Source organism: Sorangium sp. So ce295, from assembly GCF_051527405.1.
GTDB classification, from domain to species: domain Bacteria; phylum Myxococcota_A; class Polyangia; order Polyangiales; family Polyangiaceae; genus Sorangium; species Sorangium cellulosum_B.
Map to the genome: position 1 here is coordinate 3,584,064 of NZ_CP150324.1, position 25,495 is coordinate 3,609,558.

The 25,495-nt window shown below is 73.2% G+C and carries 18 protein-coding genes; 8 read left to right on the forward strand and 10 right to left on the reverse strand.

What is annotated here, in order from left to right; genetic code table 11:
- Window positions 1-65: 65 nt before the first annotated feature.
- A complete protein-coding gene (locus WMF11_RS13775; protein ID WP_437908866.1) occupies window positions 66-2,282 on the forward strand; it encodes an ATP-binding protein in 2,217 nt (738 codons plus the stop codon).
- A gap of 72 nt (window positions 2,283-2,354) precedes the next feature.
- Here the strand turns inward: WMF11_RS13775 and WMF11_RS13780 are convergent, their stop codons facing one another.
- On the reverse strand, window positions 2,355-3,437 hold the full coding sequence (locus tag WMF11_RS13780) for an L-erythro-3,5-diaminohexanoate dehydrogenase (protein WP_437908867.1): 1,083 nt from the start codon (window positions 3,435-3,437) through the stop codon (window positions 2,355-2,357).
- 362 nt (window positions 3,438-3,799) lie between these two features.
- Here WMF11_RS13780 and WMF11_RS13785 point away from each other — a divergent pair, with 362 nt between their 5' ends.
- The gene (locus tag WMF11_RS13785; protein ID WP_272103306.1) at window positions 3,800-4,729 is read left to right on the forward strand and encodes a DUF4388 domain-containing protein; all 930 of its coding nucleotides are present in this window, start codon (window positions 3,800-3,802) and stop codon (window positions 4,727-4,729) included.
- A 169-nt stretch (window positions 4,730-4,898) separates the two neighbouring features.
- Here the strand turns inward: WMF11_RS13785 and hisD are convergent, their stop codons facing one another.
- Complete coding sequence (gene hisD, locus WMF11_RS13790) at window positions 4,899-6,281, reverse strand: histidinol dehydrogenase (RefSeq protein WP_437908869.1); 1,383 nt, start codon at window positions 6,279-6,281, stop codon at window positions 4,899-4,901.
- 201 nt (window positions 6,282-6,482) lie between these two features.
- On the opposite strand from hisD, the gene WMF11_RS13795 reads away from it, so the two are divergent.
- On the forward strand, window positions 6,483-7,475 hold the full coding sequence (locus WMF11_RS13795; protein ID WP_437908870.1) for a hypothetical protein: 993 nt from the start codon (window positions 6,483-6,485) through the stop codon (window positions 7,473-7,475).
- A 140-nt stretch (window positions 7,476-7,615) separates the two neighbouring features.
- On the opposite strand, the gene WMF11_RS13800 is transcribed toward WMF11_RS13795, so the two are convergent.
- Window positions 7,616-9,553 (reverse strand): protein kinase domain-containing protein, encoded by a 1,938-nt coding sequence (locus WMF11_RS13800; RefSeq protein WP_437552300.1) that lies wholly within the window; start codon window positions 9,551-9,553, stop codon window positions 7,616-7,618.
- 57 nt (window positions 9,554-9,610) lie between these two features.
- Window positions 9,611-10,195, reverse strand: a complete 585-nt coding sequence (locus tag WMF11_RS13805; RefSeq protein WP_437552301.1) for an SMI1/KNR4 family protein — start codon at window positions 10,193-10,195, stop codon at window positions 9,611-9,613.
- Between the two features lie 147 nt (window positions 10,196-10,342).
- Between WMF11_RS13805 and WMF11_RS13810 the strand changes: the two genes are divergently transcribed.
- Window positions 10,343-11,158 carry a uracil phosphoribosyltransferase gene (locus WMF11_RS13810; RefSeq protein WP_437977790.1) on the forward strand — a complete coding sequence of 272 codons (816 nt, stop codon included), beginning with the start codon at window positions 10,343-10,345 and terminating at the stop codon, window positions 11,156-11,158.
- Between the two features lie 85 nt (window positions 11,159-11,243).
- Here WMF11_RS13810 and WMF11_RS13815 read toward each other — a convergent pair whose 3' ends face one another.
- Together WMF11_RS13815 and WMF11_RS13820 are read right to left on the reverse strand one after the other, a co-directional pair.
- Entirely contained in the window at window positions 11,244-12,323 is a 1,080-nt protein-coding gene (locus tag WMF11_RS13815) for a hypothetical protein (protein ID WP_437299506.1), read from the reverse strand.
- Between the two features lie 10 nt (window positions 12,324-12,333).
- The gene (locus WMF11_RS13820; protein ID WP_437908874.1) at window positions 12,334-15,171 is read right to left on the reverse strand and encodes a protein kinase domain-containing protein; all 2,838 of its coding nucleotides are present in this window, start codon (window positions 15,169-15,171) and stop codon (window positions 12,334-12,336) included.
- A gap of 141 nt (window positions 15,172-15,312) precedes the next feature.
- Here WMF11_RS13820 and WMF11_RS13825 point away from each other — a divergent pair, with 141 nt between their 5' ends.
- Window positions 15,313-16,875, forward strand: a complete 1,563-nt coding sequence (locus WMF11_RS13825; RefSeq protein WP_437977791.1) for a hypothetical protein — start codon at window positions 15,313-15,315, stop codon at window positions 16,873-16,875.
- Between the two features lie 91 nt (window positions 16,876-16,966).
- Here the strand turns inward: WMF11_RS13825 and WMF11_RS13830 are convergent, their stop codons facing one another.
- The 4 genes from WMF11_RS13830 to WMF11_RS13845 form a co-directional block, all read right to left on the reverse strand.
- Window positions 16,967-18,154, reverse strand: a complete 1,188-nt coding sequence (locus WMF11_RS13830; RefSeq protein WP_437977792.1) for a CaiB/BaiF CoA transferase family protein — start codon at window positions 18,152-18,154, stop codon at window positions 16,967-16,969.
- Between the two features lie 42 nt (window positions 18,155-18,196).
- Window positions 18,197-18,541 (reverse strand): SCP2 sterol-binding domain-containing protein, encoded by a 345-nt coding sequence (locus WMF11_RS13835; protein WP_012235105.1) that lies wholly within the window; start codon window positions 18,539-18,541, stop codon window positions 18,197-18,199.
- Window positions 18,542-18,740: 199 nt separating this feature from the next.
- Complete coding sequence (locus WMF11_RS13840) at window positions 18,741-19,898, reverse strand: IMP dehydrogenase (RefSeq protein WP_437977793.1); 1,158 nt, start codon at window positions 19,896-19,898, stop codon at window positions 18,741-18,743.
- A 147-nt stretch (window positions 19,899-20,045) separates the two neighbouring features.
- A complete protein-coding gene (locus tag WMF11_RS13845; RefSeq protein WP_437910982.1) occupies window positions 20,046-20,369 on the reverse strand; it encodes a biotin carboxylase N-terminal domain-containing protein in 324 nt (107 codons plus the stop codon).
- Between the two features lie 217 nt (window positions 20,370-20,586).
- On the opposite strand from WMF11_RS13845, the gene xseA reads away from it, so the two are divergent.
- Genes xseA through WMF11_RS13860 form a run of 3 tightly spaced genes read left to right on the forward strand, consistent with a single transcriptional unit; the run spans window position 20,587 to window position 25,473 of the window.
- The gene (gene xseA / locus WMF11_RS13850) at window positions 20,587-22,314 is read left to right on the forward strand and encodes an exodeoxyribonuclease VII large subunit (protein ID WP_437977794.1); all 1,728 of its coding nucleotides are present in this window, start codon (window positions 20,587-20,589) and stop codon (window positions 22,312-22,314) included.
- The gene (locus WMF11_RS13855) at window positions 22,301-23,287 is read left to right on the forward strand and encodes a shikimate dehydrogenase family protein (protein ID WP_437977795.1); all 987 of its coding nucleotides are present in this window, start codon (window positions 22,301-22,303) and stop codon (window positions 23,285-23,287) included. The genes xseA and WMF11_RS13855 overlap by 14 nt, the downstream gene beginning before the upstream one ends.
- Window positions 23,284-25,473 (forward strand): amylo-alpha-1,6-glucosidase, encoded by a 2,190-nt coding sequence (locus WMF11_RS13860; protein WP_437977796.1) that lies wholly within the window; start codon window positions 23,284-23,286, stop codon window positions 25,471-25,473. The genes WMF11_RS13855 and WMF11_RS13860 overlap by 4 nt, the downstream gene beginning before the upstream one ends.
- Window positions 25,474-25,495 lie beyond the last annotated feature (22 nt).

Below are 25,495 nucleotides of genomic sequence, written 5' to 3' on the forward strand. Positions count from 1 at the left end.
CGCCCGGCGCCGCTCCCCGACGCGTTTTGCGGTCGCCGCGCGGCTCGCCGCGGTAGCCTTCGCGCGTGGCGCCGCTCGGGATCGATCTCCGCACACGGACGACCCTGGTCTGCGGGGCCCTCGCCCTCGCCATCGCGGCGTCGACGCTGCTGCGAGGTCGCGTCCGCCGCGTCCACCTCTTCTTCGCCGCGTTCGCCGCCGACGTCGGGCTCTGGTACCTCTCGCAGTCGCTCTTCGGCTTCTTTCAGGCCTCGATCTGGGAGCGCTTCACGGCGATCCTCGCCGTGCTGCTCCCGCAGTTCGCGCTGCAGCTCTTCGAGGCGATGATCCCCCATGACCCGGATCGGCGCTCGCGGCTGCTCCGGTTCGCGGGGGTGCTCGTCATCCCGCTGTTCGTCCTCGTGCTGGTGAGCCGGGAGCCGGGCTCGTGGCTCGACTGGCTCACGCGCGGCTGCATTTTCCTCTACGTCTTCGCGCTGCTCACCGCGGGGCTGTACACGCTCGGCCAGCGCGGCAAGCAGAGCTCCTCGCGCGCGACGCAGCGCCGCGTGCGGTTCCTCGTGGTGATCGGCGCGCTCGCCGGGCTCGCCAGCGTCGCCGACTTCGCCTGGTTCCTCGGCGCGGAGCCGCCGCCCGTGGGCGCGGCGCTCTCGATCGTGTTCCTGTTCGTCCTCGCCCAGGCGCTCCGTCACGAGCGCCTGCTCGACGCCTACGAGATGCTCGCGCGCCTGCTCGTCGCCACGGCGGTCGCGTTCCTGATCGCGCTGATCTTCTATCTCCTGCTCACGTTCATCGGCGGCTTCAACACGATGTACCTGAACGCGGTGCTCGCCGCGATCGTCATCCTGGTGCTGTTCGACCCGTTGCGGGAGCGCGTCGAGGAGCAGCTCCAGCGCCTCTTCTTGCGGGAGCGGTTCGATCTCGACCGCTCGCTCGCGGAGGCCCGGCGGCGCCTCGTGCACACGCTCGAGGTGGACGAGATGGGCTCGATCGTGATGAGCGCGCTCGAGCAGTCGCGCCGGGTCACCGCGGCGGCGCTCTACCTGCGCGATCAGGACGGGACGGGCTTCGACCGGCTGGCCTCGCTCGGGCCGCGGGTCCCCGAGCGGATCGAGGTGGCGACCGCGAGGGCGCTGCTCGATCGCCTCGACCGGGGGCCGCTCGCGATGGAGGAGCTGGAGCGGGAGGCGCGCGAGCGGCGGGCGCGACGCAGCCAGAGCGACGCGGACGACGACGGCAACTTCGCGCGGCGGACGGAGGTTCGGCCCCAGGTCCCCGAGGACGCGGTGCTCGCGGCGGCCGAGGTGCTCGGCAGCCTGTGCTCGGGCGTGGTGCTGTGCGCGCGCGACGAGCAGGGCGAGCCGATCGGGCTCCTGGTCGTGGCGGACACGCGCGTGCGCGACGCGTTCTCTCCCGAGGAGCTGACCCTGCTCGAGACGCTCGCCGCGCAGATCGGCGTCGTCCTGGAGAACTCGCGGCTCTACGCGCAGATGAAGGAGCGCGACCGGCTCGCGCTCCTCGGCCAGATGGCGGCCGGGCTCGCGCACGAGATCAGGAACCCGCTCGGCGCGATCAAGGGGGCGGCGCAGCTGCTCGCCGATCCCGTACCGGAAGCGCAGATCGACGCGGCGTCGCGCGAGTTCCTCGGGATCATCCTCGAGGAGGTCGATCGGCTCGATCGCGTCGTGGGCTCGGTGCTCGATCTCGCGCGGCCGGCGCAGGGCTCGGCCGTCCCGACCGACGTGAACGCGATCGTGCGCCGCACCCTGCAGGTGCTCTCGATCGAGCGCAGGAACGACCAGCTCGAGGTCGAGGTCACGCTCGATCCCGACCTCCCCCGCGTCGCCATCGATCCAGAGCAGCTGCGGCAGGTGCTGATGAACCTGTTCCGAAACGCCGTTCAGGCCATGAAGGGCCGGGGCAAGGTGGTGATCTCGACGCGCGTCCGCTTCGGCCGCGGCACGCGGCCCGGCTCGGGCTCGGACGAGCCGTTCGTCGAGCTCAACGTCACCGACAACGGCCCCGGGATCTCCCAGAAGGTGCTCGCGAACATCTTCCTGCCGTTCTTCACGACGAAGGACAAGGGGACGGGGCTCGGCCTGTCCATCAGCCAGCGCATCGCGCAGAGCGCCGGCGGTCGCATCGAGGTCCGGTCGTACGAGGGGAAGGGGAGCACCTTCGCCGTGATCCTCCCGGCCGCCGTCGACAAGCTGAGCGCGCCGCAGCCGTCGCCCGCGGCGCTGGCGCCCGCCGAGCCGGCCCCTCAGGAGCGGCCCGGCTGAAGCGGGTGACCCCGGAAGCGCCCGCAGCGTCTCGGCGCGTGCGCGCTGCGCGCGTCGCGTCGAGCAGGGCGCTCAGCCGTAGCGCGACGTCATGAGCCGCTCGAGCGCGGGATGCTCGCGCACGAGCGCGAGCGTGTGCTCGGCGTGTCCGTGGGCGTAGCCGTTGCCGATGTAGAGGTCCACGTCCTTGCCGATCCCCTCGGCCCCCAGAGCGGCGGCGGTGAAGCTCGTGCTCATCGCGAAGAAGTACGTCTTGCCGCGATCGCGCGTGGCGACGATGGCGCTGAGCTCCACGCCCGGGACGTTCACGCACGAGAGCGTGAGATCGGCGCCCGCGTCGCCGGTGAACGGCAGCACGGCGTCGCGCACGGCGAGGGGGTCGCGCGCGTCGAGGACCGCGACGTGGTCGCAGATCGCGAGCGAGCGCAGATCGCCGGCGAGCCCCGGCGACGCCTCGATCCCGATGACGCGCCCGGCGCGGCCGACGCAGCGCCGCGCCTCGGCCGCGCACAGGAGGCCCGATTTCCCGCCCGCGCCGAGCACCACGACGCTGTCGCGCGGGCCGGCGAGGCGCGCCACCTGAGGCGCGGCGCCGGCGACGTCGAGCAGCGCGAGGGCGAGCCGCTCCGGCATGTCGGTCGGCATCCGGGCGAGCGGCGCCGACCCGAAGAGGATCGCGGTGCCCTCGACGTCGATCTGCGCGGACGCGGGCCGCACGGTGATGATCCGGCGGAGCGAGAGCGGCGTGAGCGAGAGCGACGCGAGCGTCGCGATGCGATCGCCGACGGCGACGCCGCGGTGCTCGGCGAGCGAGCCGACCCGACGCACGACGCCGAGCAGCATGCCGCCCGAGCCGGTGACCGGGTTGTGCTGCTTGCCCCGGCGCGCCACCGTCTCGAGGACGAGCTGGGCCACGCCGTCCGGGCTGCCGCCGGAGGCCTCCTCCATCTGGCGGAAGCTCGCGGCGTCGATGTTCAGCGTCTGCACATCGACGACGATCTCGGTCTCGAAGTGGCGCGAGGCGTCGGCGTCCAGCCGCTCCGCCGGCTGCGGCATGGCCCCCGGTGGATCGAGCACGCGGTGCGTGCCCAGCGGATCGCCTGCGGAGAGGGTGGGTCGCGTCGCTTCGGAGCTCACGCCGAGGCCGTTCAACATGCCGGGCTCGAAAGCAAGGGCAATGAGCCGAACGACCGCAGGATTCCTCGCTGAGGCGGCCCGGCGCACCGCCCGGGGCCCGGTGGCCTCGGAAAATGGCGGTGCCGACCGTTTCGACGGAGCCAATCGCCCTCTTTCCCTCAAATTGGATACACTCGCGTGCGCCGGGTACGTTGGCCCCTACCCCCGCGGCGCGCCTCTGTGGCGGCCGAGGGAGGGGGGCCGGCGCGTTGCGTCAGGATCGGACGAGCCGACTCATTTGAAAGAACGGACCGGATCTCTTGACCACCTTTGCTCGGTGAAACTAAGCTTTGCCCCCTGCTGGCGCTCTCGTAAGCGCACGAAGGTTTTTACTCCCTGCGATGGATAACCACGCTCCCAAGGTGTCGGCAACGCGGCAACTAGCGTTGCGCTTCATCTCCGGGAAGTACCAAGGCGGCGAATTCCCCCTCGGGGAGCAGCAGGAGATCGTCGTGGGTCGCTCCAGCGACCTCGACATGGTCCTCGTCGAGGACATGGTCTCCCGGCGCCATGCCCGGATTGCCTGCACCGAACAGTCGATTGTGATCGAGGATCTCGGCTCGACGAACGGAACGTTCGTCAACGGCGAGAAGATCAAGAAGACGACCCTGAAGGAGGGCGATCGGGTGCTCATCGGCACCAGCATCCTCAAGGTCGTCTCCACCGACCCGGGCGCGCCGCCGGCGCGGAAACGGATGGACGAACCATCGCTGAGGAGCGGTCAGACCCGGTCGATGTCCGGGTCGATCGACGAGATCCCGCTCCCGGATCTGCTGCAGCTCTTCGGCACATCGAAGAAGAGCGGCGTCCTCGTGGTCCGCTCCGACGACGATGTCGGCAAGATCTACCTGCGCAAGGGCATCGTGACCTTTGCGACCATCAACGATCTGACCGACGTCCCGCCGCTGAAGAGTGTCTACCGGATCCTCACCTGGGCCGGCGGGACGTTCGACCTCGAGGCGGCCGAGGAGCGGGTCATGACCGGCGAGATCAGCGCGACGGTGCAGGAGCTCCTCATGGAGGGGCTCCGGCAGATCGACGAGCTGAACAACATCCGCCACCAGCTCCCGGACCTGTCGGCGCGCCTGGTCATCCCCCAGCCGCTCAAGCCGCAGCTCCGCGATCTCTCGCCCGTCGATCTCGACGTCCTCCAGGTCGTCTACAACCACGGGCACCTCGCGATGGTCCTCAACAAGAGCCCCGCGACGGATCTGGAGACCGCGCAGTCCGTGTTGAAGATGATCAACGCGGGCTACCTCCGCGCCGAGTGAGCCTGGCGGGAGCGCACGTCGCCGCGAGGCCGCGCAAGGCGGCCGATCGCGGCGGCGCGCGCGCGGTGCTCGGCTGAACCGAGATCGATAGGTCAGGGGAGCGCGGTCGACAGCGCGTCCTCGCGCGCCGCGCTCCCGAGGGCGCGGCGCGCAGGGCGGCAGCGCGGCGTCAGGACTGCGACGTGCCGCGCTTCGCGGGGTCGATCGCCTTGCTCGCGAGGCGGAGCGACACGGCGCGGGCGTGCGCCTGCAGGCCCTCGGCCAGGGCCAGCTTCTCGATGATCGGGCCTTGCGTCCGGAGCGCCGCGCCCGAGTACCGGATGAGGCTCGCGCGCGTCACGAAGTCGTAGACCCCGAGCGGCGCGCCGAAGCGGGCTGAGCCGCCGGTCGGGAGGACGTGGGACGGCCCCGCGAGGTAGTCGCCCGCGGCGACCGGGGTGAGGTCGCCGAGCAGCGCGGCGCCGAGCGTGCCGATCTCCGAGAACAACCCCTCGGCGTCGGCGACGTGGAAGGCCACGTGCTCGACCGCGAGCTGATCGGCGATCTCGGCGAGGCGGGCGCGCGAGCCGACGACCAGCGCCGCCGCGTGCGTCGAGAGCGACGCCTGCACGATCGTGCGACGCGTGAGCTCGGGGAGCGCCGCGTCGAGCTCGCGCGCGACCGCCTCCGCCAGCTTCGCGGAGGTCGTCGCGAGCAGGGCGTAGGACGCCTCGTCATGCTCGGCCTGCGAGAGCAGATCGGCGGCGACGAGCCGGGGATCCGCGGATTCGTCGGCGAGCGCGAGGATCTCGCTCGGCCCGGTGATGCCGTCGATCGACACATCCCCGAAGACCAGCTTCTTCGCGCAGGCGACGTAGGCGTTGCCGGGCCCCACGATCTTGTCGACCGGCGTGAGCTCCGGGAGCCCGTAGGCCATGGCCGCGATCGCCTGCGCGCCGCCCGCGTCGAGCAGGGTCGTCACGCCGGAGAGGTGCGCCGCGGCGAGCGTTGCGTCGTCGGCCGACGGGCTCGCGAGGACGATCTCCCGCACGCCGGCGATGCGCGCGGGGATGGCCGACATGAGCACGCTGGAGGGATAGCGGGCCTTGCCGCCCGGCGCGTAGACGCCGACCCGGCGCAGCGGGCGCACGCGCATGCCCAGCAGGACGCCCTCCTCCTCGTAGCTGAAGCCGGCCTGCAGCGCGGGCCCGTTCGCCGCCACGTTCGCGGGGCCGAGGTCGCCCGCGTCGCGCTGCCGCTCATGGTAACGCGCGATCCTCGCTGCCGCGGTCTCGAGCGCGGCGCGGACCTCCGGCGAGAGCCTCGCGAGCGCCTCGGCTCCGCCGAAGCCGCCCTCCGCCTCGGGGCCTGCGTGGCGGACGAGCGCCTTCGACGTTCTCCGCTCGAACTTCTCGATGTAGCCGAGCACGGCGGACGTCCCCCCACGCCGCACGTTGTCGATGATCTCGGTCACGGCCGGCGTGACGTTCGCGAGGTCGCCCGTGCCGCGGGTGCGCAGGGCTGACAGGGTGGACTCGAACTGAGGCGAACCTTCGATGTAGATGGGCAGCATGGCTTGATATGGACCGGCGCGGTGGAATCTCCGCGTCGACGGCGACACCCCGTACCACACCACCCCGGCCGCCGGTACGTCGGCCGCGCGGCGCGCGCCGCGGCCGCGTCAGCGCATCGCGGCGGCTGCCGCGCATTGCGGCGGCTGCCGCGCGTCGCTCCCCGAGTTCCCCGGCCTGAGCGGATCGAGTAGGGTCGCCTGATGCGGTCCGGCTCGTTTGGTCTCGCCTCAACCGCGCTCTCGGTCGTGCTCCTCGCGCTGGCGCCTGCCGTGCTCGTCGGTTGCCCGGAGAACTCCTGCTTCCTCAAGATCTGCCAGGGCAGCAGCTGCCGCTGCTCGATCTCGTCGTGCAGCGACGGCGCCGGCTTCGACACGAAGCAGAACCGCTGCCGATGCCTGAAGGGCTACCTCTCGGTCGCGGGCCAGTGCCTCACGCCCCAGGCGGCGAACGCCTATTGCGGCGTGGGTCGCCACTACGAGGCCGGCGGGTGCGCTCCCGATCGCTGCCGGCCCGGCGACGAGATCGACCAGAGCACGGGTTACTGCGTGTCGCGCGAGCAGGTGGCGACCAACATCGGCGTCGCGGTCGGCGCCGGGCAGAAGCTCGGATGCCCGCCCGGCCAGGAGCTCGTCGTCGACGGTCCGACCGCCGCGTGCGTGCCCCTCTCGCAGACCTGCGCGCGCGACGAGGTCTGGACCGGCCAGGCGTGCGCGAAGGTAGGGCGCTGCCCAACGGGCGCGATGTGGGATCCAGCGCTCGCCCAGTGCGTCCAGTACGCGCAGGGCTCGGGTGAGAGCGGGCTCACGGTCAACGTCGGGCAGTGGGCATCGGCGAACTACGGGCCCGACGGTGGCATGGGTACGAGCGGCTTCTGCGGCGCTTTCGCGAAGAAGCCATACAGCTTCGGGATCGTCGAGGGCTCTTCGGCCTACGTCCGCGCCACGGTGATGATGTCCTTCCCGGAGGGCGAGATCGCCCGCGGCGTCGTGCAGGCGGTGACGGTGTTCGACGCGAGCGGGAACCCGGTGCCGCCGCGCGGCGCCGCGGAGGTCGATGCGGCGGCGCGCAACATCTTCGGCACGCTCGTCCTGGGTGGCGGGCGGGCGAGCGCGCCGACCTCGTCGACGACCGTCCGCTGCGCGGTGATCCACGCCGGAAAGCCGCAGCCGGTGCCCGCGGTCGGCGGCTTGTGAGCGGCGGCCACCCGCTTCGGATACGGGCCCATCTCGACGTTTTCGGTGCTCAGCGCACCTGAGCGCGCTTCCGCGCCGAAAACGCCGAGCTGAGCCCGTCTCCTGTGCGGGTGACCGCCGCTCTGGAGCGGTCTAGCCCGTCACATCCTCGACAGCGTGCTGACGACGCGCGTGGCGGGGAGGGCGCTGAGGCCGACGCAGCTGACGACCTTGCCGCGCTCCACCACGAAGTTGCTCGTCGAGGGCTCGATCTTCGCGAACTCGACGCTCAGGCGGGCCCCGTCGAAGCTCGCGCGCAGGGGGTGGCCCTCCACCGCGCTACGGACGTCCTGGCAGGTGCCCCTGGAGCGGGCCGGATCGAACTTGCGCGACTCGGGGGCGATGAAGCGGAGCCGGTCCTCGACGGCGAACACCCCGGTCTCGCCGGGGATCTCGCGCAGCGAGAAGCGGGCCTCGCCCTCGGCATAGTCCTGCGGCGCGAACTGCTCCGGGCGGCGGACCCGGAACTCGAGCGACTCGCCGGCAAGGACGGCCTCGAGCTCGCGCCCGTTGCCGACCCACAGCCCGGTGAGGCCGGCGAGCGGCGACGGCTGCGGTTGCTCCGCGCTCGCCGCCGGGGTGGTGCTGCTCGCGCTGGCCGCCGGGCGCTGCTCCCTCGACGAGACGGCCCGCCGGCGACCATCGCGCGGCCTGTCGAGCACGCCCAGCCCGAGCAGCGCGGCGGCCCCGCCGAACATCACGAGGGCCCCGGCGCCGATCGCGAGCCACGAGCCGCGCGCGCGCTGTGGCCCCCGAGGCCCGCTCGCCAGCGGCGCGCCCGACGGCGACCGCAGCCCCTCGCGGACCTCGTCGACCGTCGTGGCCGCGGGCGGCGGCGGGCGGCTCGACGCGCCGAGCGGCGCGGCGGCCGCGGCCGGCGCAGGGTGGGCGATCGCGTCGAGCGCGGCGAGCAGCTCCTCGCAGCTGGCAAAGCGATCCGCCCGCTCCTTGGCGCACGCCTTCTGGAGGAAGGCGTCGAGCGCCGGAGGGACGTCGTGACGCACGGCGCTGACCAGGGGGAGCGGCACCTCCGCGTGCTGCCGCATGATCTCGATGTCGCTCTCGGCGTCGAACGGCACCTGCCCCACCAGCATCTCGTAGAGCACGACGCCCAGCGCGTAGATGTCCACCCGCTTGTCGAGGTCGCGGCGCCCGAGGACCTGCTCCGGCGACATGTAATAGAGCGAGCCGATGATCCCCTTGGTCAGCCCGCGCCCCGCGAGCGCGTCCGCTTCGGCCTTGGCGATGCCGAAGTCGGTGACCTTCGCGACGCCGTCCTTGCCGCGGATGAGCACGTTCGCCGGCTTGAGATCGCGGTGGATCACCCCCTCGCGGTGCGCGGCCGCGATGCCGGAGGCGATCTGGCCGAAGATCGAGAGCGCCTCGGGCAGGGGCATCCGCCGGCGCTCCTCGGCGTACCTGGCGAGCGTCTGCTCCAGGCTCTCGCCGTCGATGTACTGCATGACGAGCCAGAGGTCGTCTCGCTCCGCCACCACCGCCTTCAGGTGGACGACGTTCGGATGATCGATCTGCGCGAGCGCGCGGCCCTCGGCGAGCGTCCTCGCGCGCACGTCCGGCCGGTGCCCGAGCTCCTGGCGCACCGCCTTCAGCACCACGTGCAGGCCGGTGTGGACGTCCCGAGCGAGATAGACGACGCCCATGCCGCCCTCGCCGAGCACCCGCTCGACCACGTACTTCTGATCGACGAGCGTCCCCGCCGGCAGGTGGCCGCCCGGCGCGCGCCGCGGCAGCGAGCCCGCCAGCGGCGCGGGGACGACGTGAGGCGCGTGGACGTTCGCCGCGGGCCCGTTCGCGCCGCCGGCCGCGAGGGCCGAGAGGCTTGCCCTGTGCGCCGGATCCTCGGGCACCAGCGCGCCCAGCAGCGGCTGCCCAGGGACGGTCGTCCGCGGGCCGGGCGCAGGAGGCGCCGAGGCCGCCGCGCCGACGCCCGCCTCGTTCGCGGTCAGCGACGCGCCGCACGCCACACAGAACCGGGCGGAGCCCGGGTTCTCGGCGTTGCATACGAGGCACCTGGCCATGGCGCGGTCAGCTCGATCCGCGGCGCGCCCGGTGAGCAGCGCGCCGTGGAGGTTACGTCAGGTCCAGTGGCCCGCGCGGAGCGCCGCGGAGTCGATGGTCTTGATCTTCGGCGCGAGCGCCTCGCGGAAGATGGCCTCATCGTCGTCGTCGAGGCCGCTCTCTCCGAAGCCGGACGCGACCTCCATCGAGGTAGCGAGGATGCGCAGGAACTGCTGGAAGCTCGACGCACAGAGCTCCGGCTTGAGCGACTCGGTCCCCGTCATACAGGTGAACACGGGGCAGTCCCCCTCGGCGTCGAGCTTCGAGATGTCGAGGAAATAGGGATCTCCCAGCAGGGCGCTGCGAGCGATGAGGATCCAGCTCTTGCGCCAGCCCGGGAGGGAGCTGTCGCCGCCGTTCGCTAGCTGCTCGGCCGCGAGCTTCTCGGAGGGGATGAGGCGTACACGCTCGACCGGGGTCACCGTCTCGACGTCGAGCGGGTCGGCCTCCTGCAGGAAAGCGCGGTACCTCGCGGGCACCCGCAGCGTCTTGCGCAGCTCTTCCACCGCCGCTGGAGCCGCCTTTCCGAACCTCGCAGGGATGCCTCTTCGGACAAAGGCATCCTTGAGCGCCGCAACCGACTCGGCAAGGTCGCTATCCACCGAACATCCCTTCCTTTGCAAGTCCACCGGGACAGCCCGCTGGGCGGGCGCCCTCATCGCTTCGAAACCACTCCGCTCCCGGGGAGAGCACCGGCGCGCACCCGGAGGAATACCCCGCGCCGGGCCAGGTAGTGTAACAGAAAAACGATGGTCGACGTTGCGTACGCTGAGAGTCGATTCCGGCCCCCCGAAATCGCCCACCGGTACGGTCCGGGCGTGCACCTGCTCGATGACCCGCTCGCATGGACTCTGCTGGCTCGAGCCTGCTCCCCGGAGACGGTCCAGCCCGACGTCGGGCGCCTCGTCGGCGTTCTCTACCAGAACCTGGCGCGCGCGGTCCTCGCCGCCGAGCTGGGGCGCGCGCGCGTCGATATCCCGACCCGGATGATCTCCTCCCACCCGGAGGCCGTGTATCGCGGCGCCGCGCTGTCGCGCGCGACCAAGGCCGTCACCGTGGGCATCGCGCGCGCCGGGACGATGCCTTCCCAGGTGGTCTACGAGCTCTTGAATGAGGTCCTCGACCCCGCGCTGGTCCGGCAGGATCACCTGTTCATGAGCCGGCAGACGAACGAGCAGGGCGAGGTCGTCGGCGCGACCTGGCACGACGCCAAGATCGGCCGCGACGTCGAGGGGCGCCACGTGCTCTTCCCCGACCCGATGGGCGCCACCGGCTCGTCCATGGTCAGCGCCATGACGTACTACAAGACCGCGCTCGAGGGGCGGCCGGCCAAGTGCATCGCCATGCACCTCATCGTCACGCCCGAGTACATCCGCCGCGTCACCGAGGCCCACCCGGACGCGATCATCTACGCGCTCCGGCTCGATCGCGGGCTCTCGCCGGCGCGCGTCCTCAAGACCGAGCCGGGCACGCACTGGGACGAGGAGCGCGGCCTGAACAGCATCCAGTACATCGTCCCGGGCGCCGGCGGCGTCGGCGAGATCCTCAACAACGCCTGGCTGTGAGCGCGAGGGCCTCCCCGCGGCGGCGCCCCGCGGCGGCGCCCCGCGCCGACGCCGTGGCCGGCGCGGCCACCGCGCACGCCCGCTGTCAGCGGCCGCGCTTCGAGCGGCGGTTGTGGCCGGCGGCGAGCGCGCGGTAGTCGATGTCCGCGTGCGGCCGGCTCACGGCGGGGCGCAGATCGCTGCAGAGCCGGGTGAGCTCCGCGACCATCGCGCCGAGATCGCTCGCGCCCGCGGCCCTGCGCTGCGCGAGCTCGCCGTAGGCGGCCGCGAGGGACGCGATGCCCTTGCCGGAGACGTGCCCGCGGCGCGACAGATCGACGTAGCTCCGCGCGAGCGCGACGCTGTCGAAGTTGTGGGCGACGACCAGCGACTGCGCGACGCGGAGCACCGCGTGCGCCGCGATCCGGCCGTCCTCGTGGAGGACGAACGCCGCCTGAAGGTAGTTGTAGAAGGGGACGACCCGGTCGCCGAAGATCCGGAAATCCGAGGGAGAGGACTGGCGGTCGAGGTGGATCAGGATGCGCTCGACGACGGGGCCCTTCTCGACATAGCTCGCGAACCGGATCGCATCGACGATGGTGTCGTCGTACGCGTGCCCGAGCCGCATCACCTCGCCGAGCTCCAGCGGGGTGACCCGGCCCTCGCAGACGTCCGCGTACAGCGAGTAGACGAACGCGTCGGCCTCCGCGTCGTCCCCGAGCAGCACCTCGCGGATCAGCGCGCCGCTCGGGTCGCGCTGATCCGCGAGCTCGCAGCGCCGCTGGAGCAGCGCGGGCAGCTTGTAGCCGAGCTGCCCGCGCAGCGCGCGGAAGCGCAGCCGGAGGATGTTCTGCAGGTTGGGCTTCAGCGTGAGCGACGCCCAGCGCGCGCCGTCGAGCCGCAGCTTCTGCTCGATGCGGGAGCGGAGCTGCTCCGGGCTGCCCGAGAGGATGTGGGTCTCGACGCCCGCGCGGCCGAGCTCGCGCAGGAGCGACCCCGCGCCCGGCACGGTGCGCTTCTGATCCGGCCGCTCGATCGCGGTCCGCACGAGGTCGCGCAGCGTGTCGAAGTCGGTCCGGAGGTAGGTCTTGTCGAGGTCCCACCGCGCGATGAACGGCGCGCGCGGCGGCGATGCCGCTGCGTTCGCCGGCGATCCGGGCCCTCGCGATCGTTCCTCGTCGTTCACCGTCTCTCGCTCAGCGCGCCATCCACTCGCGCCGCATCTTGTCGAGCGACTGCACCACGTCGCTGTCGGCGCCCTGCCGGGCGAGGTCCATCGCCTCGCGGAGGTACATCGACGCCTCGCCCGTGCGCTCGCGCTGGTGCGCCACGTGCGCGAGCGCGCCCAGGACGAGCGCGCGATCAGGCCCGCCTGGGCCGGCGAGGTCGAGCGCCTCGCGCAGCACGCCGTCGGCGTCGGTCAGATCTCCGGCGCGCGCGAGCGCCTCGCCGAGCTTCCGGCTGAAGATCAGGACGGCGCGCACCGGATCGTCGAGCTCGCCCCGGAAGATCTCCCGCCGCGCCAGATCGAGGCCGCGGCGCAGCGCGAGCACGCTGCCGGCGCTGTCCCCGCGCGCGGCGGAGCGGTCCGCCGCCTGCTCGAGGAGCATCAGCGCGACGAACGCGTTCTGCGCGTGGTAGGCGTGGATCGCCTGCACCTCGAGCGGCAGCGCGAGCGGGTCGCCCGCGCTGTCGAACGTCGCCTTGGCGTGCAGATCGCGCCGGACGCCGGCCGGGATCGTCGCGAGCGTCACGTCGCGGAGCAGCGGGTGCGCCGTGCGGATGCCGCTCGAGTGCTCCTCCATCATGCCCGCCGCCGCGAGCTTGCCGAGCAGGTCGTCGAAGGCGCGGATGTCCGGCAGCAGGCGCTGCAGCGTGGCCCGGTCCGCCGCGTCGCCGATGACGGCGAGCGCCTGCAGCGTGCGGCGCGCGTCCTGCGGCAGCCGCTCGATCCGCGCGGCGACGAGGTCGGCCATCCGCGCGGGCGGATCGCTGCCCCCCTCGAGCGTGTAGCGGACCAGCTGGTCGATGTAGAGCGGCGGCACCGTGGCGGCCTCGCCGCCGAGGACGGCCGGGCTCGCCGCGCTCGGCGGCAGGGCCAGCGGGGTTTGATCGGCGGCGCCGTCCGACGGGTCGCGCCGCGGCGACAGCCGCAGGCCGCCCATGCTCGGCGGCGTCTTGCGGGCGGCGCGGTGGTCCAGGCCCACGCTGCTGCGGAGGAGCGAGAGCGCGATGTCCTTCGGGAGGCCGCCGAGCGCGCGCACGGCGCCGCCCCACTCGGGCTCGAAGCCCGGCGTGTGGCTGGCGACGATGAGCAGCGCCGCGAGCGGCGGCTCCGCGATCACGTCGGCGAACGCGTTCCGGCTCGCGCCGTCGACGGCGTGCAGGTCGTCGATCGCGAGCAGGACCCGGTGCGGGAAGGCGGTCTGCTGCGCGCGAGAGAGCGCCCAGCGCAGGGCCTCCGCGGCGATGAAGCGGCGATCGTCGGGCGAGAGGCCCCCCGCCGTCGGCTTGTTCCAGGCGTGCCTGCGCACGTCGCTCCCGCGCTCGCCCTTGCCGAAGATCTCGAGCAGCCCGCGCCGCGCCTCCGGCGTCGCGCCGCTCCAGTTCGACGCGTTGCCGCCGTCGGGCGGGAGCTCGGCGAGCCCGGCGATCGCCCAGCGGAGCGCGTAGTAGCCGACCTCCGCGCCCCACGGGTCCGGGCCGGTCTGGATGACGATGTCGCCCCGGCTCGCGGCGACGTCGAGGAACTCGCGGAGGAGCCGGGTCTTGCCGACGCCGTGCTCGCCGACGATGCGCGCGGCGACGACCGAGCCCTCGACGTCGGCGAGGCAGGTGTCGAGCCACGCGAGGTCGTCCTCGCGCGCCGCGAACGGGAGCGGGAGCGTGGGGGCCGAGGGGGCGCGATCGCGCCGGGCGGCCTGGGGCGCCGCGCGCGGCGCAGGGGCGGGCGAGTGCGCCTGCGCGATCCTGGCGCCGCACTCGCCGCAGAACTTCTGGCCGCGCGGCACGATGGCCCGGCACGAGCCGCAGATGACCGTCGCGTCGGCGAACGAGAAGCGCCCCGAGGGGGTGTCGAACGTCCCGAGCGCCGCGCGCAGCGCCGCCGCGAACTCGTCCGCCGACTGGTAGCGCCGCGCGGCGTCCTTCTCGAGCGCCCGGAGCGTGACCTCCACGAGCGGCTCGGGGATCTCGCGCTCCGGCGCGAGCAGGGCGGGATCGGGCGGCGGCAAGGAGAGGTGCATGAGCACCACCTGCGTCGGCGATTCCGCCTCGAACGGGAGCCGGCCGGTCAGCAGCTGGAACAGGATGACGCCGCACGCGTAGAGGTCGCTCCGCGCGTCGATCGGATCGCCGCGCCCCTGCTCGGGGGCCATGTAGTCCGGGGTCCCGCAGACGATGCCCGGGCTCGTGATGTTCGTGGTCGCGACCTCCCCCTTCAGCTTCGCGAGGCCGAAGTCGACGACCTTCACGAAGTCGCCGCCCGAGCGCATCGGCTCGAGCACGATGTTCTCGGGCTTGAGATCGCGGTGGATGATGCCGAGGTGGTGCGCCTCGGCGAGCGCCGCGAGCACCTGGCAGAGGATGTCGACGATGCGGCGGAACGGGAGCGGGCCGTCCTCGTAGACGACGCGGGCGAGGTCGCGCCCGCGCAGGAACTCCATGACGAGGTAGAGCTGCCCGCCGTTCTTACCGAAGTCGATGACCCCGACCGAGTTCGGGTGGTTGAGGCGGCTCGCGGCGCGTGCCTCGGTGATGAACCGGACCGACGCGCTCTCGTCGCCGAGCAGGTGGGGATGGATGATCTTGACGGCCACGGTGCGCCCCAGGGCCTTCTGCTCGGCCCTGTACACGCGGCCCATGCCGCCCACCCCGACGAGCTCCAGGATCACGTAGTTGCCCGGGAGCGTCGTCCCGATCAGCGGATCGTCGGACGTCCGGTTGAACTCCGAGATCGGGAAGCCGCACACCGGGCAGAATTTGTGCGCCTGCTCGCACGGATTCGCGCATTGCGGGCAGACCACTGTGGACACGCGCGGGACCTTACCACGTTCGCGATAACGATTGGAGTCGAGGTCTCCCTCGGCCCGCGGGGGCGCCGTCTGGAGGGGGCGGGGGGGCTCGTCCAGCCGTCTGTTAGGTCCTGGATCCTTCTTGGGGTAACCTCGGGCGCGATGGTTACGCCTCGCCTACGTCTCGGTCAGCTCCTGGTCGACGCGCGGATGATCACCCAGGACGCCCTCGAGAGGACCCTGGAGCAGCAGCGTACGGATGGCCGGCGGCTGGGGACGCTCCTTGTCGAGCAAGGGCTCATCAACGAGACCCAGCTGACGCAGATCCTGTCGCACCAGCTCGCTGTCCCCTGGGTGTCGCTCCTGCACATCGAGTTCTCGCGGCAGCTGCTCAACCTCGTCCCGCACGACGTGGCCGAGCGGTACTGCCTCGTCCCGATCTACGTTCGCCACGTCCGCAACCAGGGCGAGACGCTGTACGTCGCGATGGACGATCCGACGAACGAGGACGGCATGAAGGAGTGCATGGCGTTCTCCGGCCTGCCCGTGCGCGCGATGATCGCTCCGCCGAGCGACATCCGGAACGCGATCCGGGTCTATTACGGGGCGCGCGCCCGCTCGGCGCCGCCGCCCGCGCCCGCGGCGAAGCAGGTCCAGGTGAGCGAGCCGCAGTCGCGGGCGCGCCCCGCCGACCCGCCGCCTTCGTCCGAGCTCTCCGGAGCGCCCGAGACCGCGCGCCATGCGGAGGACACGCCGCTGACGCCATCGACGCCGGAGCCCTTGCTGCTCACCAGGCCCGCGATGCGATCCGGGGCGCGGCTGGTCGAGGACGCGGGGCCGGCGATCGAGACCTCCGATGTCGACCCCTCCGACGTGGGCGTCATGGATGACGAGCTGGCGTGGGAAGCGCCTCGCCCCGCGGCCAAGGAAGTCCGCAGCTCCCCGGAGGAGCGGCAGATCCGCGGCCGACCGGACGAGCGCTCGCGGCCGACGTTGAAGGTCGCGCCGACGCCGGAGCTGCTCGCGGCGGCGCAGGCAGCACGATCCGCGCAGCCCGCGCAACCTGCGCAGCCAGCGCAGGCGCAGTTCACGCAGGCGGCGCAGGCGCAGTCCACGCAGGCGCAGGCAGCGCAGCCGGAGCGCCGGAAGACGATGCGCCCGAGCTCCGCGCCGGGGCCCGTCTCGGCGTCCGCCGGCGACGCGGCGCCGAGCATGGACGGGGCGCCAACGTCGAGCACGCCAGCCGCGGCCCTCCTCGGCGCGGTGCTCGGACGCGCCAGCGTTGCGGCGCGCACCATCCCGGAGAGCGTGCCCGACTACGGCGACGAGCCCCCGAGCGAGCGCGAGGTGCGCAACATCCCCGCGCCGCAAGGCCGCGGTCGCCGGCGGATGGTCTCGCTCACCCTGCTCGACGGGACGACGATCACGCTCCCCGCGCGCGGGTCCAAATCGCAGCAGCAGCAACCGCAGCAGCGGAAAGAAGCCCCGTCCCCCCGCGCCACCGCGCAGTCGGAGCCGCCTCCGCCTCCCACGGCGGACGACTCGGGCCTCACCGCGCGCGATCTGGTTTCCGCGCTGCGCGCGGTGTCGCACGGCGCCGACGCGAGCGAGATCCTCGGCAACAACGTGCGCTGGGAGGCGATGTTCGCCGCGCTCCTGTCGCTGATGCTGAAGAAGCACCTCATCGCCGACTGGGAGTTCGTCGACGAGCTGAAGAAGATTTGACGCGAAGCAGGAGCTCGAGCGCCGCTGCCGGCGCGCCGCGCGCATCTTCGACGCGGCACGTGGCGCGTGGCGCGCTCGCGAACGGCGGCCGTCAGCGCGCCTCCCGCGCCGCGCCAGCGCGGATCAGCGCGTCGATGTCCCCTTCCGAGAAGCCCGCGTCGCGGAGCACGGCGCGCGTGTGCTCGCCGGCGCGAGGCGCCGGCGCGAACGCGACGCCCGTCGGCGTGACCGGCGTCCTCAGCTGGGGGATCCGGCCGCGTGGCGAGGCGATCTCGAACAGGAGATCGCGCGAGGCGAGGTGGGGATCCGCCGCGGCGCTGCGCGGATCGAGGACCGGCTCGAAGCAGCAGTCGCGCTCGGCGGCGAAGGTCTCCCACTCGGCGCGCGTCCGCTCCCGAACGACGGCGGCCAGCTTGCGCTTGAGCTCGGCCTGGTGCGGCCCGGGGACGAGCGCGCTCGGGTCGGGATCGAGCCCGGCGCCCTCGCAGAACGAGGCCCAGAACTTCGGCTCCAGCGCGGCGAGGGCCATCGCGTGCCCGTCCTTCGAGAGGTAGGTGTTGTACAGCGCGAGCCCGCCGGTGAGCGGCTCGCCGCCCGCCCCGCGCGCTGTCTCCCTGGCCGCTTCGTCGCCGCTCGCGAGCGCGGCGGCGAGCGTGGGAAGGGCGAAGCCGAGCACGCCGTCGGTCATGGCGATGTCGAGCACCGCGCCCTGTCCGGTCCGCTCCCGCTCACGCAGCGCGGCGAGGATGGCGATCACGCACCACATCCCGCCGCTCATGTCGGCGACCTGGAAGCCTGGTACCTGTGGCGGCCCCTCGGCGGGCCCCTGCGCGCCGAGGATCCCCGCGCGCGCGATGTAGTTCAGATCGTGCCCCGCGCGCGCCGCCAGGGTGCCCGTCTGACCGTAGCCGGTCAGCGCGCAGACGATGAGCCGCGGGTTTTCCGCGCGCAGCGCCGCGTGACCGAGCCCGAGCCGATCGAGCACCCCCGGGCGGAACTGGTCGAAGAGCACGTCGTAGCTGGCGACGAGCCGGCGGAAGGCGTCGCGCCCCTCAGGCGTCTTCAGGTCGAGCAGGGCGCTGCGCTTGCCGCGGTTCAAGAGCTGGAACGCCGCGGACTCTCCGGCGACCTGCGGGGGGAGCTGGCGCAGGAAGTCCCCGCCGGCGACGTCCTCGATCTTGTCCACCGTGGCGCCGAGATCCGCGAGCACGAGGGTCGCGAAGGGGCCTGGCAAGAGCCTCGAAAGATCGAGGACGCGCGTGTCGGTGAGGGGGCGCACGGCGGCGCAGGTGGGCTCGCCCTGTCTCTGCCGGCGCCCGGATCAGCCCGCGTTGAGCTGGAACAGCTTCGGGAGCTTCATCGCGAGCATCTGGTTGCCCGTGACCTTCAGCTTGCCCGCGAAGAAGAGCTGCATCGAGTTGGCCTGCGGGTTCTCGTGCAGCTTCTGGAAATCCTCGCTGCTGAGCGAGATCGTGACATCCGCGTTGCCAGGGTTGCCCGAGGAGAGCTTGGGCCCGCTGTCGGACAGGTCGATCAGCCACTCGCCGCCGCCCTCGCCCGTCACGTTGATCTGGTACTTCCCGCCGATCTGCTTGGCCGCGTCCGAATGCTTCACCAGCGCAGCGGGCAGCTCCTCGTTGAACAGTTTCTGGATATCGACGGCCATGGATCGCCTCCGGATGTCGTGTGGGACGTGGTGACTCGAAATCGCCTGGATACCGAGCGCGGTTTACCCGTGCCCGCGCGCGGGAGTCAAGCGAAGCACGACGCCCGCGCGCTGTCTCCTCGCTCCGTCAGGGCAGCCCTGGCGCGCCGTCTCGTCGACCCATCAGGACAACCCTGGCGCTGGGTTCACGGTGGATGCGTCATGCGCGCGCGCGCGGCGCCTGCGCGGCGGGCCGGGGCGCCTTGTCCAGCGCGGATCGGATCGGGACCATCAGCAGGCGATCGATGGCGACGCGCTGATCGGCGGGCGGCGGGCTCTCCGGGATGCCCTGCATCAGCCGGAGGTCGCGGAGCGCGCCGCGATCGAGCGGGCCGAGCGATGCCCCCAGCCCGTCGAGCGGCGGCGTCATCGCGGGGAGCAGACAGACGAGGGAGATCTCGTTGGTACCCTGGCGTACCCACGTTCCCTGGTACACCGCGATCGCCTGCCCGAGCGCCTCCTGGAACACGAACGCGCGCCACTCGAGCGGCGCCGTCAGATCGAAGACGCGGCCGCCGGCGCGGAGCTCCCGGCTGTCGAGGCCGAGGGCGGCGCCGCGCGCGTCGGTCAGGAGGAAGCGATCGAGGCACCCAGGAGAGCGCAGCGTGAGCTCCTCGAGGAGCGCGGCGAGCGCCGCGGGGCTGAGCGAGATCGGCTCGCCGTCCGGGCCGATCGCCTCGAGCCCGACCTCGTCGGAGCCCACGACGGACGCGTGGTCGAGCAGCGCGGCGAAGGTGCGCCGCGAGGGGCCGTCGAAGCCGGCCCCGATGGAGGACATCCCGGCGCTGGAGCTGAGCAGAGCGACGATACGATCCCGGCGCGGCGTCGCGAGGAGCGTGACGCCGAACCGCTCGCGGGTGGTGAGCAGCACGTGCGGAGCAGCGCTGCCCTGGCTTCGAAGGAGCAGCTGATCGCCCTCGAGGCTCAGCCCGCGCCGGCTCACCTGCGGAGGGGGCACGAGCTGGCGCCGTCTCCGCGCGAGCAGCGCGACCGCCGCCGTCACGAGGGCGACCGGCAACAGCGCACGGAATATCAGGCCGCGCGCGGTCACGACCAGCACGAGCGCGGCCAGGAAGAGCGGGATCGCCCAGCGCCGCCGGGTGTCCGTGCCCCTCGCCGGCGTCACGTCGGGAGCGGTCGCGTCGAACCACCGGGCTCGTGGGAAAGGCGTCACGGCGGCGTCGCTCGCCGGCTCGCCCGCGCGCTGCGTCGCCGGCCTGCCTGTCGCAGAGGGAGGCTCGTGGGCTCGGACCTCGATCGACGGGAGCATCGCGACGGACCCAAGCGGGTCCTTCTGGCCCTTCGCCTCGCGTCCCATCGCACCTCCACCCCGGCCGAAAGTTGGCGGTAGAATAGCATTGACCGAGGCCGGAGCGAGGGGACTTTGGGACAACGCGCTGCGTAGGGTGCTGCGCGTTGTTGACGGCCCGCTCTGTTACAACTGGTTACGACCGGTTACGACCGGTTACGACCTGCCGATGACGTCCCCGGCGGGTCGCGGATGGCGCGCGCTGCGACGTGTCACGTCGCGTGGCGACCCCTCCTCGGCGACGAGGAACCCGACGAAGTCCGCTCGCATACTTCCTCGTACTCGCGGTTTTCCGTACCCGAGATGGATAGCGCCCGCCCCGGAACGCCTGGTGACGCGGCGGATCCGGTCGAAGCGGAGGTAGCTCTCGGCCATAGACGCGGGGCCGATGGCGTACGACGCGCTCGCGAGGCGGACATGGAGGTTGTCGCCGCCAGCGTCGCTGTAGACAGCGATGCCCTGGAGGCCGGCCTCATGCAGCGATCGGAGGACTCACACGGCGATCTCGCCGCGGTCGGGGAAGAGGACCTTGCGGATCACGAGCCGGCCCTCTCACGCGAAATCGCCTCCGCGAACGGCTCGTCGCTCCGCCGCTCCGCGCCGAGCCTCGCCGCGCGCCCGACGGCGGGCTCGCCTGACGCGGGATCAGGCCCGCGAGAGTCTTTCCACAGGCCGAGCAAAAGGGTACGTCTGCCCTGTGCAGCGCCGCGATATCCCGCCCGAGCTCTCGTTCGCGGCCCTTCCCGTCGCCGAGCCTCGCGAGCTCACGGGCCCGCCGCCCTCGCGCCGCCAGCGGGGCGCCGAGCCGGAGGTGGTCTCGGTCGCGGAGCTGGATCGCCGGCTGAAGCGGATCCTCGAGGGGTCGACCGCGGACGTACGCGTCGAGGGCGAGATCTCGGGCCTGCGCGTCGTGGGCAGCGGCCACGCCTACTTCACGCTCAAGGACGAGAGCGAAGAGGCGGCCATCGACTGCGTGATGTACAGGACCGCGGCGCCGCGCGCGCGGAAGCTGCTCGCCGACGGCGCGCGCGTCGTGCTCACGGGCCGCGCCACGGTCTACGTGCCTCGGGGCCGGCTCCAGTTCTCCGCGGACGACGCGCGCCTCGCCGGCCGCGGCGCGCTCCTGGAGGCGCTCTTCCGCCTCAAGGAGAAGCTCGCCGCCGAGGGGCTCTTCGCGCCGGAGCGCAAGCGCAAGCTGCCCGTCGATCCGCAGATCATCGGCGTCGTCACGAGCGGCGACGGCGCGGCGATCCACGACATCGTGACCGTCGCGTTCCGCCGCGGCGGCGCACGGCTGATCCTGGCGCGCACGCCGGTGCAGGGCGCGGGCGCAGGGCAGCGGATCGTGCGCGCGATCGCGCTGCTCGAGGAGTTCCCGGGCATCGAGGTGATCATCGTGGGGCGCGGGGGCGGCTCGGCCGACGACCTCAGCGCGTTCAACGAGGAGATCGTCGTCCGGAAGGTCGCGGCCGCGCGCGTGCCGATCGTGAGCGCCGTCGGGCACGAGATCGACGTCGCGCTGACCGACCTCGCCGCCGACGCGCGCGCCGCCACGCCCTCGCAGGCTGCAGAGATGCTCGTCGCGGACGCGGCCGCGCGCCGCGCGGCGCTGGAGCACCTCGAGGCCCGCATGCGCCGCGCGATAGCCCACCGGCTCCGGGGCGCTCGGGCCGATCTCGACCGGCAGCGCGCCCGGCTCGGCTCGCCCGCGCAGATCCTGGCGGAGCCCCAGCAGCGCATCGACGACGCGATGGCGAGGCTCCGGCGCCGCATGGAACGCATCCTCGTCGAGGACCGCGCCGCGCTCCAGCGCTCCGAGCGGAGGCTCGCCGCGCGCCACCCGCGCGCGGTGCTCGCGGGCGCCCGCGGGGCGCTCAGGCCGCTGTCGGTGCGCCTCTCTGCCGCCGCGCACCGCCACGTCGCCCTCCTGCGGGAGGGCTTCGCGGGCGACGTGGCCCGGCTCGAGGCGATGTCGCCGCTCCGCGTGCTCGCGCGCGGTTACGCCATCGCGACGGACGCGTCGGGGCGCGCGGTCCGCGATCACCGCGAGGTCGCGCCGGGCGATCCGATCGCGGTGCGCGTGCACCACGGCGCGCTGCTCGCGCGGGTCGTCGTCACGGCAGGTCCGGACGAGCCGCTCGTCGAGGGCCACGCGCACGCGCCGGCAGCGGCGGCCGCGTCGGCCGCGGCGGCGCCCGCGCCGCCTTCGCGCCAGGGCGGCGGCCCGCGCGCCGCGTCCGGCCGCGCGCCGAGGCGCAAGAGGACGCAGCCCGGCGCGCCCGCGTGCGAGCAGCTCGGGCTCGGCTTCGCGGCCGAGGAGCACGCCCCGACCCTCGGTCGCGCGGGCGCCGCCGGCCAGGTCTCGGTGGGGGGGCAGGGCGGCGCGGAGGCCGGCCCTGAGGAGAGGCACCATGTCGAACGCTGAGCGGCGAATGTTCGGTCTCGTGGGGCACCCGGTGGGCCACTCGGTCTCGCCGGCGATGCACTCGGCCGCGTTTCGGGCGCACCACCTGCCGCACATCTACAGCGCGTTCGACGTGCCCACCGGCGCGGAGCTCGCGCGCTTCGTCAGCGACATCCGGAGCGGCCTTATCTCCGGCGCGAACGTCACGATCCCGCACAAGCGCGCGATCATGTCGATGGTCGACGACGTGGACGCGAGCGCGGCCGACGTCGGCGCCGCGAACGTCCTCTGCGCGACGGAGGCGCGGCGCGTGACGGCGTACAACACCGACGTGGTCGCGCTCCGCGACGAGCTCGCGCTGCTCCTGGGATCCGCCCCGCCCCGCGTGGACGATCCGGAGGGGCCGTACGGCGCGCGCTCGAGCCCGCGCCAGCGCGCGGTGATCATCGGCGCGGGCGGCGCGGCGTTCGCGGCGATCGCCGCGTGCAAGATGCTCGGCTATCACCTCATCAGCGTGACCACCCGCTCGTGGACCGGCACCGAGGCGATGCTCGAGTCGCCCGCGGGGCAGCGCGCGTCCGAGCTCGGCGCCCTCACCGCGCCCTGGCCGATCCCGACCGACAGGTCGATCAGCAGCAAGTCCTCCGTGGCGCTGCGGCTCAACTGGAGCGAGTTCACCGTCGCCGCCGACCTGATCATCCAGGCCACGAGCGCCGGCATGCTCGGGGGGCCGGCCGGGGAGGAGGTCACGGGCATCATCCCGTGGGACGCGCTCTCGCCGAGCGTGTGCCTCTACGACCTCGTCTACAACCCCCCGGTGACGCCCTTCCTCCGGACGGCGCGCGAGAGAGGGCTCCGCGCCGCAGGCGGGCTCGGGATGCTGGTCGGCCAGGCGGCGCAGTCCTTCACGCTCTGGACCGGCCTCCCGGCGCCGGTCGAGGTGATGCGCGCCGCCGCCGAGGATTCGCTCAGGAAGGCAACCGGCGGTCGATGAGCTCGGACGGATCCCGACGGAGTTTTCCGACCCACGACGCGCTCTCGTCCACGCCCGCGGCGCCCCGCGGGCAGGGCGCCGCGCTCGAGCACGCCTCGCCGTGGCCGCACGTCGAGGTGCGGGGCCAGCTCTCGATCGCGCGCAAGGAGTGGCTACACACGAACGGCGCGGGGGCCTACGCGAGCTCGACGATCGCCTGCATGCACACCCGCCGCTACCACGGCCTGCTCGTCGCGGCCCTCGACCCTCCGCGGCGCCGGCACGTCATGCTCTCGCACGTCGACGCCTGCGTCCGCCCGGTCCGGCAGCAGGGCGCGCCGTCCGAGCGCCGCGCCTCGTGGCCGCGGTGGGACCTCGCCAAGCACCAGTTCCCGGGCATCGATCCGGAGAGCAGCTCGTTCTACCTCGAGCGCTTCGATCAGGATCCGCTCCCGCGCTGGGCGTACGCCGTCCCGGGCGGCGAGCTAGAGGTGACGCTCGGCCTCGTGCGCGGCGAGAACGCCGCCGTCCTCCGCTATGCCTGGAGCGGGGCGGATCCGGTGATGCTGACGCTGCGCCCGCTCCTCGCCGCCCGCCACATCCACCAGCTGCTCCGCGAGAACGGCGGGATCTCCCAGAAGGTCGAGCTGCGCGCAGGGGCGGCGCGCGGCGAGCCCGGCTCGGGGCGCGACCGCCCCGTGATGGGCGAGGTCCGGGTGCAGCCGAACCGCGCGCTGCCGAGGATCTGCTTCCGCTACCAGGGCACGTTCGTCGGCTCGCAGGACTGGTGGCGACGCTTCGAGTACCTCGGCGAGCAGGATCGGGGCCTCGACTTCCTCGAGGATCTCTGGACGCCGGGCCATTTCGAGACGGTGATCGGCGCCGAGCCCGTTCACCTCCTCGTGGCGGTGGGCGCGCTGCCCGACGACGAGCCGGAGAACCTCCTCGCGGCGGCGAGCGCGGCGATCCGCGCCGAGGACCCGGGGCCCCGGCGCCCGCTGCTGGAGCGGAAGCTCTCCATCGCGGCCGAGGCGTTCCGCGCCGACGCGGCCGCGCGGCCCAGCGTCATCGCGGGCTACCCCTGGTTCGAGGTGTGGGGCCGCGACGCGCTCATCTCCCTGCCCGGCCTCTACCTCGTGCCGCGCAAGACCGAGGCCGCGATCCGCGTCCTCCGCGCGATGATCGACGCGATGCAGGACGGCCTCGTGCCGAACCGGCTCCCCGACGCGGGCGAGCCGGCGGATTACCAAGCGGCCGACGCGACCCTCTGGCTGTTCGAGGCGGCTCGCCTGCTCGCGGACGTGGTCGGCGACACGCACCCGTTCGTGGCGGGCGAGCTGCTCGGCGCGCTCCGCGACGCGTTCGAGGCCGCCGTGCGCGGGACCCGGAACGGGATCCACGTCACGGCCGACGGCCTCTTCGCCGCCGGGCGCCCGGGCGAGGGCGCCGTCGACGGGCTCACGTGGATGGACGCGCGCGTCGCGGGCCGCGCGGTGACCCCGCGCGCCGGTTGCCCGGTCGAGCTCACGGCGCTGTGGGCGAAGGGCTCGGAGACGCTCGCGCGCCTCGCGCGGGCCGCCGGCGACGCCCGCCTCGCGGGGCGGGCGGAGGCGGCCGCGAGCGCGGCGCGCCGGGGCTTCGCCGCCCGCTTCTGGTGCGAGGACACCGGCTACCCGTACGACGTCATCTCGGAGCACGCGGCGGGGGAGGGCGCGTTCCGCGACGCGTCGATCCGCCCCAACGCGCTGATCGCCGTCGCCGTGGATCCCGCCTGCTTCACGCCGGAGCGGGCCGCGTCGCTGCTCGATCGGGTCCGCCTGGAGCTCGTGACCCCCGCCGGCGTGCGCACGCTCTCGCCGGCCGATCCGGCCTACGCGCCCCGGTACCAGGGAGGCCCCGAGGCGCGCGACAGCGCCTACCACCAGGGCACGGCCTGGCCGTTCCTGCTCGGGTTCTACGCGCGCGCCGCCCGGCGCTTCTCCACGCTCGGCGAGCACGTGATCCCGCTGCTGCACCGGCTCGCTGCCTCCGCGGCCGCGAACGAGATCACGCTCGGCCAGGTGCCCGAGGTCGCCTCCGGCGAGCCGCCGCACCACCCTGGTGGCAGCTTCGCGCAGGCCTTCAGCGTGGCGGAGCTCCTGCGCATCATCGCCTGGGATCTCCCTGCGCCGGAGCCAGGCGGCCCCGCCGGCGCGCCGCCGCGCTGATCCACGCTGGCCCGCGCCGCGC